Source organism: Solwaraspora sp. WMMA2080, assembly GCF_027497395.1.
Classification (GTDB): domain Bacteria; phylum Actinomycetota; class Actinomycetes; order Mycobacteriales; family Micromonosporaceae; genus Micromonospora_E.
This window is the reverse complement of record NZ_CP114910.1, coordinates 3,953,104-3,968,288: the sequence shown is the minus strand read 5'-3', so window position 1 is coordinate 3,968,288 and position 15,185 is coordinate 3,953,104. Positions and strand designations below refer to the sequence as shown.

The window sequence follows — 15,185 nt, the reverse complement described above, 5'->3', positions numbered from 1 at the left end:
GGGCGGTTGGTCGGTACGGGTGGACAGGACTGCGGCGAGCGCGGCGCGCAGCCGCGGACGGAGGCGGCCCGATGAGTGACGTACTGAGCCCGGGGCGGAAGAAGGCGAAGCTGGACCGGCTCGCCGAGCTGTCCGCGGCGCACGACGACGAACGCGGTGTCAGCCTCTGGCAGGAGGCGTTCCGCCGGCTGCGCCGCAACCCGGCGGCGATCGTCGGCACCGTCATCCTCGGCGTCTTCCTGCTGGTCGCCCTGGTCGGCCCGTTCCTGGTGCCGTACGACCCGGCGGCGCAGCTGTGGAAGGACGAGATCCGCGAGGCGCAGGCCTTCTACCCGGGGCCGCGTGCGGAGAACTGGTTCGGCGTGGACCACCTCGGCCGCGACGAGTTCAGCCGGATGATCGTCGGCGCCCGGCAGACCCTGCTGGTCGGCGTCGTCGCCACCATGATCGGGCTGACCGTCGGCACGTTGATCGGTGGCCTGGCCGGTGCCGCCGCCGGGCTCGGCGGACGGTGGGGCCGCTGGGTGGACACCGTACTGATGCGGATCGTCGACATGCTGCTGGCGCTGCCCAGCCTGCTGCTGGCGATCAGCATCGCGGCGCTGCTCGGGGCCAGCCTGACCACCGTCATGATCGCAGTCGGCATGGTGTCGGTGCCGATCTTCGCCCGGCTGCTGCGCGGCTCGATGCTCGCCCAGTCGAACAGCGACTACGTGCTCGCCGCCACCTCCCTGGGGGTCCGGCGAAGCAAGGTGGCGCTGGGGCACATCCTGCCGAACTCGCTCGCCCCGGTGATCGTGCAGTCCACCCTCACCCTGGCCACCGCGATCATCGAGGTGGCCGCGCTGTCGTTCCTGGGGTTGGGCAACCCGGACGCGTCGATCCCGGAATGGGGGGTGATGCTGGCCGACGCGCAGCGCTACCTGGACGCCGCGCCCCGGCTGGCGATCCTGCCCGCGCTGGGCATCATCATCACCGCGTTGGGCTTCACCCTGCTGGGCGAGGCGATGCGCGAAGCCCTCGACCCGAAACTGCGGAAGTGAGCCATGGCGCTGCTCGACGTGGATGAACTGGCGGTCACCTTCGCCCGGCGGGGGCAGCGGACCGTGCACGCCGTCGACGGGGTGTCCTTCTCGGTCGACGCCGGTGAGGTGACCGGGCTGGTCGGCGAGTCCGGCTGCGGCAAGAGCGTCACCTCGCTGGCGATCATGGGGTTGCTGCCGGCCGGCAAGGGCGTGCGGGTCCAGGGCAAGGCCGCGTTCGACGGCACCGACCTGCTGCAGCTCGATCCCCGGGCCATGCGGGACGTACGGGGCCGCGACGTGGCGATGATCTTCCAGGATCCGCTCTCCTCACTGAACCCGGTGGTGCCGATCGGGGTGCAGGTCACCGAGGTGCTGGTCCGGCACCGGGGAATGCGCGGCGAGGCCGCCCGGCTCGAAGCCGAGCACCTGCTGGACCGGGTCGGCATCCCGGACCCCACCCGCCGGTTGAAGGAGTACCCGCACCAGCTCTCCGGCGGGATGCGGCAGCGGGCGCTGATCGCGATGGCGGTCGCCTGCCAACCCCGGTTGCTGATCGCCGACGAGCCGACGACCGCGCTGGACGTGACGATCCAGGCGCAGATCCTGGAACTGCTCAAGGACCTGGTCCGCGAGTCCGGCACCGCACTGGTGATGATCACCCACGATCTGGGGGTGGTGGCCGGCATGTGCGACACGATCAACGTGCTGTACGGCGGCCGGGTGGTCGAGACGGCCCGCCGCCGGCCCCTGTTCGCGGCACCGCGCCACCCGTACACGGTGGGTCTGCTCGGCTCGATTCCCCGGCTCGACGCGGGCCACGGCCGGCGGCTGCGGCCCATCCCCGGCTCGGTCCGGGACCTGCTGCCCTGGCCGGACGGCTGCGCCTTTGCGCCGCGCTGCGCCCGCCAGGTGGACGCCTGCCTCGGCACCGCGCCGCAGCTGCGCCGGGAGCCGGACGGGCACGCGTTCCGCTGTGTCAATCCGCCCGAGACCGACGACACGGGGGAGGCCGCCGGTGAATGAGCCACTGGTCGAGGTCCGCGACCTCAAGGTGCACTTTCCGATCACCCGGGGCGTCCTGCTGGATCGGGTCGTCGGGCACGTCCGGGCGGTCGACGGGGTGGACCTGCGGATCGCCCGGGGCGAGACGTACGGCCTGGTGGGCGAGTCGGGCTGCGGCAAGTCGACGCTCGGCCGGGCCATCCTGCAGCTGACCCCGCCGACCGGCGGCGAAGTGGTCTTCGACGGGGTGACGTTGAACCGGCTGCCGGCGGCCAAACTCCGCACCATGCGCCGCCGCTTCCAGATGATCTTCCAGGACCCGATGTCCAGCCTGGACCCGCGGCAGAACGTCGAGTCGATCCTGGTCGAAGGACTGCAGGCGCACGACATCGGTGCCGACCGCACCGAGCGCCGGCGGATCGTCGGCGAAGCGCTCGACGCGGTCGGCCTGCCCCGCTGGGCGCTGTCCCGCTACCCGCACGAGTTCTCCGGCGGCCAACGGCAACGGATCGGCATCGCCCGGGCGCTGGTCCTCGGCCCGGAGCTGATCGTCGCCGACGAACCGGTCTCCGCCCTGGACGTGTCGATCCAGGCCCAGGTGATCAACCTGCTGGACGAGCTGCAGATCGAACGCGGCCTCACCTACCTGGTGATCGCCCACGACCTGGCGGTGGTCCGCCACATCTCGGACACCATCGGGGTCATGTACCTCGGCGCGCTGGTCGAGGAGGCACCCGGGGACCAGCTCTACCGCGAGCCGCTGCACCCGTACACCCGGGCGTTGCTGTCCGCCGTGCCGGTGCCGGACCCGGAGGTGGAGGACCGCCGGGAGCGGATCCTGCTGGCCGGGGACCTGCCGTCGCCGGCGAACCCGCCGGCCGGCTGCCGGTTCCACACCCGGTGCCCGTGGGCGCAGCCGACCCGCTGCGCCGACGAGCGGCCGGTGCTGCGCGAGATCGGCCCGTCCCGGGTGGCCTGCCACTGGGCCGAGCAGATCGCCGCCGGGTCGCTGCGACCACACCGGACGAGTCCGGAAGCAGTCGCCCCCGCCGGTGCCGTCTCCGCGCCGGCCACCGTCTCCGCCCCGCACGAACCGCTGCCGTAGCCGTCCGGGCCCTCGCGCGAGCCGCTGCCGTCCGGGTCGACCGCAGGTTCAACCGTCCGGGCGGTGCAGCAGGCCGACCGCGATGGCGTGTACGGCGTCCAGGCCGGCCGGGTCGGCCAGGTCGGCCCGGCCGCCGGTCACCACGTACCACTCTGCGGCATCCTTGTACTGCACGCGGAGGGTGACCTGGCCGGCGGCGAACTCGGTGCGCAGCGTCAACTCGCCGGTGATCACACCGACCTCGTCGGTCATCACCCCGCCCGGCCCGGCGACGATGTCCCGGGTGCGGCTCGACTCCACCGGCTCGCCCATGGTCAGCTCCTGTCGTCTCGTCGTCGGCAGCCCGTACCGCCGTCACCGACCGGTCGTTGTCCGGGGACCGGTCGCGGTCACGGACAGGTCGCCAGCATGTCGGCCAGCGCCGCCTTCTCCGGCTCCGTGACCGACAGCTCCCAGTAGTGCTTGACGGTGATCCAGTCCTGGGCGTACTGGCACCAGTAGTCCCGGTTCGGCGGCTTCCACTGCGACGGGTCCTGGTCACCCTTTGCCCGGTTGGTCGACGCGGAAACCGCGATCAGCTGCGGGCGGTCCAGGTCGTTGGCGAACTCGCGGCGCTGGTCGTCGTCCCACTCGTCGGCACCGGAGCGCCAGGCGTTGGCCAGCGGGACGATGTGGTCGATGTCGAGGTCGCCGGGGTCGGTGAAGGACTCGCCGTCGAACGCGCTGAGCCACTGCCCGCCGACCACGTTGCAGCCGTCCAGTTCGATCGCCGTGCCGTCGCGTTCCAGCACGGTGTCCCGGACATCGCAGTTGCTGCCGGCGGAGCTCCAGTGCGGAAAGTGGTCCCGGCTGTAGCCCCGCATCGAGCCGGCGGACGCCACGGTCAGCTGGTCGAGCAGCGCGGACGCCTGATCAGCGGAGCCGTCGCCGGAGCCGTCCGCCGACCCGTCGGGCGGCGCGGCGGTGGGGGAGCCGAGGGTGATGTCGACGGACTCGCAGCCGGCGGTCGCGACGAGCGCCAGGGCGGCGGCTACCGCGACCGCCGCCCGGCGCGGGTCGAATCGGATGGTCCAGGGACGCTGTCGAAAAGGGGTTCGCACCTGCTTAGCTTGCGGGTGCCCGGCGGTCAGCGCCAGGCACCCGCCGTCCCGGCGTTTCGCCGGAACCATAGTGGATCTTGGCTCGGTGCCGCCGGCTCAGCCGGCGCGCCGGCTGCGGTTCACCGCGCTGGTCACCGCCCGCACCGAGGCGATCACGATGTTCGAGTCCAGCCCGACGCCCCAGACCGTACGGTCGCCGACCTCGCACTCCACGTACGCCGCCGCCTGCGCGTCGCCACCGGCGGAGAGCGCGTGCTCGTGGTAGTCCAGCACCCGCACGCCGACGTTCACCGCCTGCAGCGCGTTGACGTACGCGTCGATCGGGCCGTTGCCCGCCGAGTCCAGGGTGTGTCGGACGCCGTCCACCACGACCACCGAGGTCGCCTCCACCTTGCCGTCGACGGTGCTCGTCGCGTACGACTCCAGGGCCACCGCCGGTTCGGTCCGCTGACCTCCGAGGTACTCGTCGGCGAAGATCTCCCACATCCGCTGCGGCTCGATCTCGCCGCCGGAGTCGTCGGTGACCGCCTGCACCACGCCGGAGAACTCGATCTGCAGCCGCCGGGGCAGGTCCAGGTTGTGTTCCTGGCGCATCACGTACGCCACCCCGCCCTTGCCGGACTGCGAGTTGACCCGGATCACCGCCTCGTAGGTGCGCCCCACGTCACGCGGGTCGATCGGCAGGTACGGCACCCCCCACGAGTGGTCGTCGACCTGGACACCGGCCGCGTCGGCGTCGGCGGCCAGCGCGTCGAAGCCCTTCTTGATGGCGTCCTGGTGGGAGCCGGAGAACGCGGTGTAGACCAGGTCCCCGGCGTACGGGTGCCGCTCGTGCACCGGCAGCTGGTTGCAGTACTCGACGGCCCGCTTGATCTCGTCGATCTGGCTGAAGTCGATCTGCGGGTCGACGCCCTGGCTGAACAGGTTCAGCCCCAGGGTGACCAGGTCGACGTTGCCGGTGCGCTCGCCGTTGCCGAACAGGCAGCCCTCGATCCGGTCCGCGCCGGCCAGCAGACCCAGCTCGGCGGCGGCCACCGCGGTGCCCCGGTCGTTGTGCGGGTGCAGCGACAGCACGACGCTCTCCCGCTGCGGCAACCGCCGGTGCATCCACTCGATCGAGTCGGCATACACGTTGGGGGTGGCCATCTCGACAGTCGCCGGCAGGTTGATGATCAGCGGCCGGTCCGGGGTCGGCGCGATCACGTCGATGACCGCACTGCACACCTCCAGCGCGTAGTCCAGCTCGGTGCCGGTGTACGACTCGGGGGAGTACTCGTAGAAGATGTCCGTGTCCGGGGTGTGGATCTCGGCGTACTTCTGGCACAGCCGCGCCCCGGTGGTGGCGATGTCGGTGATCCCGGCCTTGTCCAGGCCGAAGACCACCCGCCGCTGCAGCACCGACGTCGAGTTGTAGAAGTGCACGATGGCCCGCTTCGCGCCGCGCAGCGACTCGAAGGTCCGGTCGATCAGATGCTCCCGGCACTGGGTCAGCACCTGGATCGTGACGTCGTCGGGGATCAGGTCCTGCTCGATCAGCTGCCGGACGAACTCGAAATCGGTCTGGCTGGCCGCCGGGAAGCCGACCTCGATTTCCTTGTAGCCCATCTGCACCAGCAGCTGGAACATCCGGCGTTTGCGGTCCGGTGACATCGGGTCGATCAGCGCCTGGTTGCCGTCGCGCAGGTCGACGGCGCACCACCGGGGCGGCTGCACGATGCGGCGGGTGGGCCACTGCCGGTCGGGTACGTCGATGGCGAACTGCTGGTGGTAGGGCTGATAGCGCCGGTACGCCATCCGGCTCGGCTGCTGTCGGGCGATCGGATCAGTGGTGACGGGGCCAGCAGCGGGCTGGCCGGTGGGGATCGGGTCGTTGGTGGGCTGGACGTGGACGGACTGGCGTGCTGGGCCGGCGGTTGGCTGTGCCATGGTGCGATCTCCTGGTCTGGGAAGGTCCCGCGCTGTCGCGTCCGCCGACCGTCGCCGGCACCCGGTCCGGGGCGGCCCGCAGGTCCCGGCGACCAGTTGGTCGCGGTCTGCGCGTCGGTACGGGAAGGGCGCCGGCCGGGCCGGTCAGCTGGGCGGCGCGCCCGCACAGGTGCGGCGAGTGGTGCCGGAGCGGCTGGACAGCGTGGGCGCGGATGGGGTCAAGGCGGCGCGAGTCAACTCCGCGACGAGGTGCCGGCCTCGGGGGCCTCGTCGCGGCAGCGAAGGAGAAGCGCCTGCCACATGACAGCTCTCACCCTACGTGATCATCGCGGGTTGGCAAAGCCCAGCTGTGGATGTCAGCCGGTGCCGGCCGTGGATCCGCTGCTCACCGGCGGGGTACCGGCACCGTTCGGCGGCACGCCGGCGGTCACCGGACCCGGCAGCGTGATCGACGGCGGGGCGGTGCCCGGCTGGCCCGCCAGCAGCAGCGTCCCGAGCTCCAAGCGCACGCCGGTGAGGATGCCGTCCGGGCGGTAGCAGTAGATGCCGACGTCCAGCGGCGGCTGCAGCGACGTCGTGGTGGACTCCACGGAGAAACAGGTGCCGTCGACGCCGTCGAGCGGCTCGGTCACCGACACCGCCAGCGGGGCCCGCCGGTCGGCCAGCACCGCACGCCAGCCGGCGAACAGGTGGTGCAGCCGGGGGTCGAGCGCCGGCTCGACCGCGGCGTCCGGGTCGCCCAGCCGGACACAGTACGGCGTCACCGGGTTGGCGGCCGACGGCAGCGCACACCGGAACAGGCCGTCGGCGTTCTGCGCCATCGCGACGTCGCCCGTACCACCCGTGCCGCTCGTACCGCCCGCGCCACCCGGGGCTCCGCCCGGAATGTCCACCCGCCACCCGCCGTCCTCGGCCAGGGTCACCGCCACCGTCCGGTCCGGCCGGCCCGGGGTCTGCAACGTGTAGAACGCCGTCATCCGCAGGTCGCTGGCGGCAGCGGCCGCCGCCGCCAGCTGCGCCCGTGGCTCCGCCGGCGCAGCGCTCCCCGGTGCCGACGGCGACTGCTCGCCGGTCGGCGTGCCCTGCGGCGACGTCACCGGATCGGTCGAATCGCAGCCCAGCAGGGACAACGTGACGAACGCCACGCAGGCCAGCGCGGCAGGCGAGTTTCGTGACGCTACGGGACCCCGGGAATGCATCCGCCCATTCTGCGTACCCGGTCGGGTTTCTCGGCCCGGCGGCCCACGGACACGCTGATTTCCGTCGCCGGCCCGCTGACGAGCTGGGGCCTTTTGGCCCGACGGCGGGGCGTCGGCGTGTCGCGGACCGGGCCGCCCGGACGACCGGCCGCCCCGGACGGACACGGGCGGTGACCGCGCCCGGCCGGATCGTGGGAACGGCTGTCTGCACGGGCTCCGGACGCCGGTACCCTGATGCGGGCAGGTTGGCAGCAGCTGGAGGGGAGTGGACCGCCGTGGCACTGGTGGTGCAGAAGTACGGCGGGTCCTCGGTCGCCGACGCCGAGCGCATCAAACGGGTCGCCGAGCGGATCGTCGCGGCCCGCAAGTCCGGCGACGACGTCGTGGTGGTCGTGTCCGCGATGGGCGACACCACCGACGAACTGCTCGACCTCGCCGGGCAGATCAGCCCGCTGCCGCCCGGCCGGGAGCTGGACATGCTGCTCACCTCCGGCGAGCGGATCTCGATGGCGTTGCTCGCCATGGCCATCCACAACCTGGGCTACGAGGCGCGGTCCTACACCGGCTCGCAGGCCGGTGTGCTGACCACCTCGGTGCACGGCCGGGCCCGGATCATCGACGTCACCCCGGGGCGGCTGCAGGGCGCCCTGGACGAGGGCGCGGTGGCGATCGTGGCTGGTTTCCAGGGCGTGTCCCAGGACACCAAGGACATCACCACGCTGGGCCGCGGCGGTTCGGACACCACGGCGGTGGCGCTCGCCGCCGCGCTGCAGGCCGACGTCTGTGAGATCTACACCGACGTCGACGGGGTGTTCACCGCCGACCCCCGGATCGTGCCGAACGCCCGGCACATCAAGCAGATCACCTACGAGGAGATGCTGGAGCTGGCCGCCTGCGGAGCGAAGGTGCTGCACCTGCGCAGCGTCGAGTACGCCCGCCGGGCCGGTCTGCCGATCCACGTCCGCTCGTCGTACTCGACCAACACCGGCACCATGGTGACCGGATCGATGGAGGATCTTTCCGTGGAGCAAGCACTCATCACCGGAGTCGCCCACGACCGGAGCGAGGCGAAGATCACCATCGTCGGCGTTCCCGACGAGCCGGGTGCCGCCGCCCGCATCTTCGAGACGGTGGCCAACGCGGAGACCAACATCGACATGATCGTGCAGAACGTGTCGACCGAGGGCACCGGCCGCACCGACGTCTCCTTCACCCTGCCGAAGGCCGACGGCCCGACCGCGATGGCGGCGCTGGGCAAGGAACAGGAGCGGATCGCCTTCAAGGGCCTGCTCTACGACGACCACGTTGGCAAGGTGTCGCTGATCGGCGCCGGGATGCGTTCCCACCCGGGCGTGGCCGCCAACTTCTTCGCCGCACTCGCCGAGGCCGGCGTCAACATCGAGATGATCTCCACCTCGGAGATCCGGGTCTCGGTCGTCTGCCGGGACACCGACCTGGATGCGGCGGTACGCGCGGTGCACGCCGCCTTTGACCTCGGCGGTACGGAGGAGGCGGTGGTCTACGCAGGCACCGGCCGGTGAACCCCGGTGCCTGACGCCAGGGCACGCCAGCTGCCCACCCTCGCGGTGCTCGGTGCGACCGGAGCCGTCGGTGCCGTCATGTGCGAACTGCTCACCTCACGGGCCAATGTCTGGGGTGAGATCCGGCTGCTGGCCTCACCCCGCTCCGCCGGGCGGCTGGTGCGTTGCCGGGGCGAGGACCTGCCGGTGCACCAGGTCAGCCCGGAAGCCTTCGACGGGGTCGATGTCGTCATGGTGGACGTGCCGGACGACGTGTCCCGGCAGTGGACACCGGTCGCCACCGGGCGCGGCGCGACCGTGGTCGACAACTCGGGTGCGTTCCGGATGGATCCCGGCGTACCGCTGGTCGTGCCGGAGATCAACGCCGAGCAGGTACGTCGCCGGCCGCGCCGGATCGTCTCCAACGCCAACTGCACCGTCCTGGCCATGATCGTCGCGATCGCCCCGCTGCACCGCGAGTACGGCCTGCGCGAGCTGGTGCTGGCCAGCTACCAGTCGGTCTCCGGCGCCGGGCGGTTCGGTGTGGACCTGCTGCACAGCCAGCTGACCAGGGCGGCCAGCGACCGTACGCTCGGCTCCCGGCCCGGCGACGTACGTCAGGCGGTGGGGGACGACCTCGGCCCGTTCCCGGCCCCGCTGGCGCTCAACGTGGTGCCGTTCACCGGCGAGCTCGCCGACGCCGGCTGGTCCACCGAGGAGCTGAAACTCCGCGACGAGTCCCGCAAGATCCTCGGCCTGCCGGATCTGAAGGTCTCGTCCACCTGTGTGCGGGTGCCGGTGGTGACCGGACATTCGGTCGCCGTACACGCGGTCTTCGGCAGTGAGGTCACCGCGGACGGTGCCCGCGAGGTGCTGCGCAACGCGCCCGGGGTGATCGTGGTCGACGACCCGGCGAACGCCGAGTTCCCGATGCCGATCGACGCGGTCGGCACCGAGCCGTCCTGGGTCGGCCGGATCCGTCGGTCGATGGACGACCCTCGGGCCATCGACTTCTTCGTCACCGGCGACAACCTGCGCAAGGGTTCGGCGCTGAACACCATCCAGATCGCCGAACTGATCGCCCGGGATCTGTCCGCCAGTCGGTGACCGACGCGCTGACGTGCGGCAGACGCTGCCGCGCTGGTCTCAGCTGTGACTGAACGCAGTGTTGAGGTTGCAGCAGCCAGCCGAAGTGTGCTCTACTTGATACAGAACTCTTCTAACGGTGCCTAGGGGAAACCCGAACACCACATCCTAAGGCCGCCTTCGGGCGGCCTTAGCGTTTGAGGGAGAATCTTGCACCTCTGCTACCTCGATGAGTCGGGCGGCTGTGAGCCTCCCAACAGTAGCCCTTCCGCCACGCCTGTAATGGTGCTACTCGGCATGATCCTCGATGCGGCTACCGTCCCGGCTCTGACTCGAGACTTCCTGGATCTCAAGCGACGGCACTTCCCCGGTCGTTTCAGTTCCAGTCGCGCACTTGACCACATTCTGGTCGAGGTGAAGGGTAGTGAGATTCTGCAAATGACCCGCAGTGATTCTCGTAACAAGCGTCGGCAAGCGGATAGATTCCGGACCGAACTTCTGGATCTGGTCGAGGCGCACCATTGCCGGGTTGTTGGTCGCGTCTGGATCAAGGAGCCGACCGCCGGCATGGACGCTGAATCCAGCTACTGTTACGCGGTGCAGGATATTGCCCGTCATTTCGGTCAATACATGCAGCAAGAGGACGAAGTGGGGGTGCTGATCGCTGACGGCCGTAGTCACCAGACCAATCTGCGGGTGGCGCACTCCATCTTTACTCAGAAGTGGCGCACTGGCGGCGACCCGTACGCGAATCTCCGGGAAGTGCCCCTGTTTGCGGCCAGCGACAACCACGCGGGCCTGCAGATCGCGGATCTTCTAGCCTCAACTTTCGTCTTCCCCATGGCTGCGGCAGCCTACTGTACTTCCCGACCCGGATATGTTCATTCTTCTTCCCGGTACAACCAGGTGCGCTCCTCATTCGGGACACGTCTGGGTCAACTCCAGTACCGATACAGAGACGAGACGGGCAAGTGGCGCGGTGGCTTAGTGGTGAGTGATCGAATAGCTCACCAGTCCGGATCACGTCTGTTTCGTCCTGCCTCCCCTGTGCCGTCTACCCGCACTCCTGTGGAGCAGGCTGCGGCTCTGCCCGCCACACCTTGACGGGGGCGCATACGGACGGTGGCGGGTCGGGCGGTACTGCTTGATCCAAAAGATCGTGCATCTGGTCAGGTCCCCGAAGGGATACTCCCATCACGAAGAAGAGCGGCACCGCGCTGATCAAGTTGTTTAGCGAATGAGGGTAGGCGCTGGCCAACGCCACCCAGACGCGCTCGCATGTTCTTCACGGCGGCACGCGCCCGGCCCGACTTGACGCCAGTCATCGCGTCCATGGCCATGTTCCAGTTCGCGGCTGCCTCGCCGAGACGGCCCTGCGCGCACTGCACGTCGCCCAGGTTGGCTAACGTCAGCGTGTGAATACGGCGGTAGACATCTGAGTTTCGAGTCGCAATCGACCGGCGGAGCTGCATCTCGGCGCCCGACATATCTCCCAGATCCCGCAGGGCCTGTCCAGCTTGACTAGCAAGCGAGGTTTCCGTGAAACCGCTGGTCCGAATCCACGGCGGCTCCTCGTCCGGTGCAGATTCCGCAAGGCGCTTCTCGGCAGCAGAGATCGCCGTTGAGGTGCGTGTACGGTCACCTGTTGCCGCGTGACCCCGCGCCACGAGGATTGCGAAAAGAGCAGTGGCGGCCGGGGTGGAGCTTCCCTTCGACCAGCCGAGAGCGGATTCCGCGAGGTTGAGCGCCTGTTGCCCGTGACCGAGATCAACAGCCTGATGAGCCATCGCACGCAGAGTGAACGCTGCAAGTGCGCGGTCGTCGGCTTCATTCGCGAGCCGCAGTGATTGGACGTAGTACCGCTGAGCTAGGCCGTGCAGGGACGAATCAAATGCTTTCCATCCGGCAAGGTAGGTCATCTCCGCAGCCAGGCTGAACATTGCCCTGCGTCCCGAGTCGGACGAGAACCTGCCGCGCAGATAGTCAGCGACATCTGACGAAAGGTATTGAATGACCGCAAGACGGGCGTGGCCGCCGCCGAACCGCTCGTCAGCTCGACTGAACACCGCCAGCATGTCTCGCACGGCGTCAATCTCGCTGCGGCCTACCGCGACCCCACCGCCTTGTGCGCGTCGCCCTCGGTCTGCGACCTCCTGCCAGGACTCGAAAGGAACCGCGAGCGCAGCCAGCGAGTACAAGGCTTTGAGCGCGAAAGCTCGTCGCTCCAAGTCGGCCCTCCCGATCGTTACGAGGTTGGTGGCGCAGTCGTCCACCCACCAGTCGAGTCCGCCTAGGTCGGCTTCCAGGCTACCGTCCACGTCGAAGCCAAGGTCGGTCGGTGAGACGAGATGACCGAGTCGACGGCTGACCGCTTCGGCGAGGTAGCGAGGGGTTCGACCACTTGGCCGTACCCCTGCGACCCAGTGGCCGACGTGTGACCGATCGCAGGATCGCAGGTCGTCGTTGTGCTCGCGGGCGATGACTCGAACTGCTGCGGCACAGGCATCGTATGACCACCGGCACGCCTTGATCATCTCCCGCAGTTGCTCGTTGCGTTTCCTCTGCTGCCGTGTCATCCGCAGCCTCCCTGGTCGGACCGGCGTTCAACGCGTTCAACGCGTCCAGTGTCCTCACAGGCTACCGGAGGACGCCGACAATCCGTTTACTACAAACAGGTCCTGCCGCACCGGAGTAGAGCGCGGCGATGATCATTGGATGGCGAACGATTGTGCTTCGCGATTCGAACTACTAATCGGCTCATCCATAGATGCGAGTTGTCGATCAGCGTGGCCTCCCCTGGCTGTTGGCTGAGCGTTTGGTGTCGAGTTCGCGAGGAGAAGTCATGGAGCAGCGGAGCAGGCGGGGGCGGGTGGTGCCTCGGCAGGGCGTACTCGTGGAGCCGTGGCAGGTCAGGGCGGTGCAGTTCGAGACGCGGTGGCGTGGGCTGGACCCGGCGGCGGTGTACGCGTACCTGCGGCAGGTCGCCGATGTGCTGGACCGGCTCACCCGGCAGGCCGCCGTCGACCGGGCCGAGGCCGACCGGCTGCGCGAAGGGCTGCGGCAGTGGCGGCAACGCCACGTCGGCTGCCGCTTCAACGACCCGCCCGCCGGCGTCTACCAGTCGGAGCATCAGCGGCAGACCGGCAACGGAGGCCACTGGTGAGCGACGAACCGCGCTGGACCATCCACCTGCCGACCCGGCTCACTGACATCGAGGCCGCCGCCCGGTTCGCCGCCGCGCTGCGGGACTCGCTGGCCCACCTCGACGTCGTCGACTTCGCCGGCACCACGCTGTCGGCCACCGACCGCCCGTTGCTGCGTACCCGGGTATGGGGTGACGTCGACCCCGACCCGGCCGGCAGCGACCTGGTCAGCGACCGCACCGCGCCGGCCGATGGCTGACCCCGTCCCCCGCCAGGTCGAGATCGATCACCTGACGGAGCTGGTCGACCGGCACGCGCCGCGCGCCGACGGCTGCGCCTGCGGCGACCCGCTCACCGCCGCTGGCCGCTGCTGGCGCACCGAGGTCGCGCTCACCCGGCTGCGCGACCTCGGTGTGCACGTCGCCGCCGTCGACCAGCCGGAGAACGCCGGATGAGCATGCACGTCCCCGTCCGCCCGAGCTGGGTCTGCGCCGGCTGCGGGCATGCCTGGCCGTGCCTCGACAGCCGGCGACAACTCACGATCGAGTACGCCGACGCCCGCGTCTCCCTGTCGGTCTACCTCGCCACCAACATGGTCGAGGCGATGACCGACCTGCCGGCCGGGCACGGCTGCGACCTCTACTGGCGTTTTCTCGGCTGGCTGTGATGTCGATGTCGATTTTGCGCCCCGGCGACGAACCGATGCACTACGACGACGGCTCACACCGCTGGATCCCGCCCGACCCCGACTACGACCAGGAGATCTGGGAGAACCAGGTGCGTGAACACCAACACGAGCATCGCGGGCGTCCGGACCCACCCCCGCCCCGCTACCGCCTCATCCGGCGATCCGCCGCAAGGTGAGAAACTGGACTGCACCAGCCAGGGCGCTCAGACACGCAGTTGGACATGCGAAGGGCCATATCGATGTGATCGACATGGCCCTTGACCTGGTCGGGGTGGCCGGATTTGAACCGACGACCTCTTCGTCCCGAACGAAGCGCGCTACCAAACTGCGCCACACCCCGAGGTCCGCTGGGCAATACTAGCCCACCGGCTCGGCAGGGCAAATCCGGTATCCCCGGTGCGCCGCCGCCGGCCCACGGGCGGCGCGTCACTGGGCCGCCGGCTGACGCAGGCTGACCTGCGTCGACGTTCGGTCAGCGTTGGATCAGCGGGCGATCAACGTCAGCAAGGTGGCCTCCGGCGGGCAGGCGAACCGGACCGGCGCGGTCGGGTGGGTGCCCAGCCCGGCCGAGACGTGCAGCCACGAGTCGGTGCCCGGCCACCGGTGCAGGCCCTTGGCCATCGACCGGGGCAGGTCGCAGTTGGTGACCAGGGCGCCGACGAACGGCATGCAGACCTGCCCGCCGTGGGTGTGCCCGGCGAGCAGCAGGTCGAGCCCGTCGGCGGCCATCTCGTCCAGCACCCTGGGCTCGGGAGAGTGGGTGAGGCCGAGACTCAGGTCGGCCTCCGGCGACGGCGGGCCGGCGACGGCGGCGTAATCGTCGCGTTCGATGTGCGGGTCGTCCACACCGGCCGCGTCGATCAGCCGGCCGCCGGCCTTGAACGACGCCCGGCGGTTGTTCAGATCGTGCCAGCCGGCGCCGACCAGCACCTCGCGCAGCTCCTCGAACGGCAGGTCCGGGCCGGGTCGGTAGTCCCGCTCGGGCAGCAGGTAGCTCAGCGGGTTCTTCCACACCGGGCCGGTGTAGTCGTTCGACCCGAAGACGAACACGCCGGGTAGGTCCAGCAGGGGCTGCAGGGCCCGTAGCGCGCCCGGTACGGCGTCCGGGTGGGCGAGGTTGTCGCCGGTGACCACGACCAGGTCCGGGTCCAGCCCGGCCAGCGCCGCCACCCAGGCCTGTTTGCGCCGCTGGTCGGGCATCATGTGCATGTCCGAAAGGTGCAGGATGCGCAGCGGTTCTGCGTCCGGCGCGAGCACCGGCACGTCGAACCGGCGCAGGGTGAACATGTTGCGCTCGATGAGCGAGGCGTACGCCAGGGTGGCGGCGCCGAGTGCTGCGGTGCCGGCGGCGAGCCGGAATACGGTGCGCTTTCGCATGCCGACCAGGGTAG

Annotated in this window: 16 protein-coding genes, 1 tRNA gene and 1 pseudogene; 11 read left to right on the top strand and 7 right to left on the bottom strand. The window is 69.9% G+C overall.

From position 1 onward, the window contains the following. Positions 1-83 precede the first annotated feature (83 nt). Genes O7543_RS18080 through O7543_RS18070 form a run of 3 tightly spaced genes read left to right on the top strand, consistent with a single transcriptional unit; the run spans position 84 to position 3,132 of the window. The gene (locus tag O7543_RS18080; protein WP_281555793.1) at positions 84-1,043 is read left to right on the top strand and encodes an ABC transporter permease; all 960 of its coding nucleotides are present in this window, start codon (positions 84-86) and stop codon (positions 1,041-1,043) included. A gap of 3 nt (positions 1,044-1,046) precedes the next feature. Further along, entirely contained in the window at positions 1,047-2,048 is a 1,002-nt protein-coding gene (locus tag O7543_RS18075) for an ABC transporter ATP-binding protein (RefSeq protein WP_281552756.1), read from the top strand. After that, positions 2,041-3,132 (top strand): ABC transporter ATP-binding protein, encoded by a 1,092-nt coding sequence (locus tag O7543_RS18070; RefSeq protein WP_281567161.1) that lies wholly within the window; start codon positions 2,041-2,043, stop codon positions 3,130-3,132. The genes O7543_RS18075 and O7543_RS18070 overlap by 8 nt, the downstream gene beginning before the upstream one ends. A 48-nt stretch (positions 3,133-3,180) precedes the next feature. Here O7543_RS18070 and O7543_RS18065 read toward each other — a convergent pair. From O7543_RS18065 to O7543_RS18050, 4 genes and pseudogenes are all read right to left on the bottom strand, one after another. Continuing rightward, a pseudogene (locus O7543_RS18065) lies at positions 3,181-3,423 on the bottom strand (hypothetical protein); the annotation flags it as partial. A gap of 98 nt (positions 3,424-3,521) precedes the next feature. Then, positions 3,522-4,199: an HNH endonuclease family protein gene (locus O7543_RS18060; protein ID WP_281555794.1), complete on the bottom strand. Its 678-nt coding sequence runs from the start codon at positions 4,197-4,199 to the stop codon at positions 3,522-3,524. Positions 4,200-4,328: 129 nt separating this feature from the next. After that, positions 4,329-6,026 carry a 2-isopropylmalate synthase gene (gene leuA, locus O7543_RS18055; protein WP_281555795.1) on the bottom strand — a complete coding sequence of 566 codons (1,698 nt, stop codon included), beginning with the start codon at positions 6,024-6,026 and terminating at the stop codon, positions 4,329-4,331. Positions 6,027-6,514: 488 nt separating this feature from the next. Then, the gene (locus O7543_RS18050) at positions 6,515-7,303 is read right to left on the bottom strand and encodes a hypothetical protein (RefSeq protein WP_281552758.1); all 789 of its coding nucleotides are present in this window, start codon (positions 7,301-7,303) and stop codon (positions 6,515-6,517) included. A 329-nt stretch (positions 7,304-7,632) separates the two neighbouring features. Between O7543_RS18050 and O7543_RS18045 the strand changes: the two genes are divergently transcribed. From O7543_RS18045 to O7543_RS18035, 3 genes are all read left to right on the top strand, one after another. After that, positions 7,633-8,898, top strand: coding sequence for an aspartate kinase (locus O7543_RS18045; RefSeq protein ID WP_281552759.1), 1,266 nt, complete (start codon positions 7,633-7,635; stop codon positions 8,896-8,898). A gap of 6 nt (positions 8,899-8,904) precedes the next feature. Continuing rightward, on the top strand, positions 8,905-9,984 hold the full coding sequence (locus tag O7543_RS18040; RefSeq protein WP_281552760.1) for an aspartate-semialdehyde dehydrogenase: 1,080 nt from the start codon (positions 8,905-8,907) through the stop codon (positions 9,982-9,984). A gap of 189 nt (positions 9,985-10,173) precedes the next feature. Further along, positions 10,174-11,067 carry a DUF3800 domain-containing protein gene (locus tag O7543_RS18035; RefSeq protein WP_281552761.1) on the top strand — a complete coding sequence of 298 codons (894 nt, stop codon included), beginning with the start codon at positions 10,174-10,176 and terminating at the stop codon, positions 11,065-11,067. A gap of 65 nt (positions 11,068-11,132) precedes the next feature. Here the strand turns inward: O7543_RS18035 and O7543_RS18030 are convergent, their stop codons facing one another. Then, the gene (locus O7543_RS18030; protein ID WP_281552762.1) at positions 11,133-12,539 is read right to left on the bottom strand and encodes a Tat pathway signal protein; all 1,407 of its coding nucleotides are present in this window, start codon (positions 12,537-12,539) and stop codon (positions 11,133-11,135) included. A 266-nt stretch (positions 12,540-12,805) separates the two neighbouring features. On the opposite strand from O7543_RS18030, the gene O7543_RS18025 reads away from it, so the two are divergent. The 5 genes from O7543_RS18025 to O7543_RS18005 are packed head-to-tail and all read left to right on the top strand — an operon-like array spanning position 12,806 to position 13,970. Further along, positions 12,806-13,126 (top strand): DivIVA domain-containing protein, encoded by a 321-nt coding sequence (locus O7543_RS18025; RefSeq protein ID WP_281552763.1) that lies wholly within the window; start codon positions 12,806-12,808, stop codon positions 13,124-13,126. Continuing rightward, positions 13,123-13,365 (top strand): hypothetical protein, encoded by a 243-nt coding sequence (locus O7543_RS18020; RefSeq protein WP_281552764.1) that lies wholly within the window; start codon positions 13,123-13,125, stop codon positions 13,363-13,365. Before O7543_RS18025 ends, O7543_RS18020 begins: the two co-directional genes overlap by 4 nt. Continuing rightward, complete coding sequence (locus O7543_RS18015; RefSeq protein ID WP_281552765.1) at positions 13,358-13,561, top strand: hypothetical protein; 204 nt, start codon at positions 13,358-13,360, stop codon at positions 13,559-13,561. The genes O7543_RS18020 and O7543_RS18015 overlap by 8 nt, the downstream gene beginning before the upstream one ends. Next, complete coding sequence (locus O7543_RS18010; RefSeq protein WP_281552766.1) at positions 13,558-13,773, top strand: flavin reductase; 216 nt, start codon at positions 13,558-13,560, stop codon at positions 13,771-13,773. The genes O7543_RS18015 and O7543_RS18010 overlap by 4 nt, the downstream gene beginning before the upstream one ends. A gap of 5 nt (positions 13,774-13,778) precedes the next feature. Next, a complete protein-coding gene (locus O7543_RS18005) occupies positions 13,779-13,970 on the top strand; it encodes a hypothetical protein (protein WP_281555796.1) in 192 nt (63 codons plus the stop codon). A gap of 87 nt (positions 13,971-14,057) precedes the next feature. Here O7543_RS18005 and O7543_RS18000 read toward each other — a convergent pair. Both O7543_RS18000 and O7543_RS17995 read right to left on the bottom strand, forming a co-directional pair. Next, a tRNA-Pro gene (locus O7543_RS18000) sits at positions 14,058-14,134 on the bottom strand. 143 nt (positions 14,135-14,277) lie between these two features. Next, positions 14,278-15,171, bottom strand: a complete 894-nt coding sequence (locus O7543_RS17995) for a metallophosphoesterase (RefSeq protein ID WP_281552767.1) — start codon at positions 15,169-15,171, stop codon at positions 14,278-14,280. Positions 15,172-15,185 lie beyond the last annotated feature (14 nt).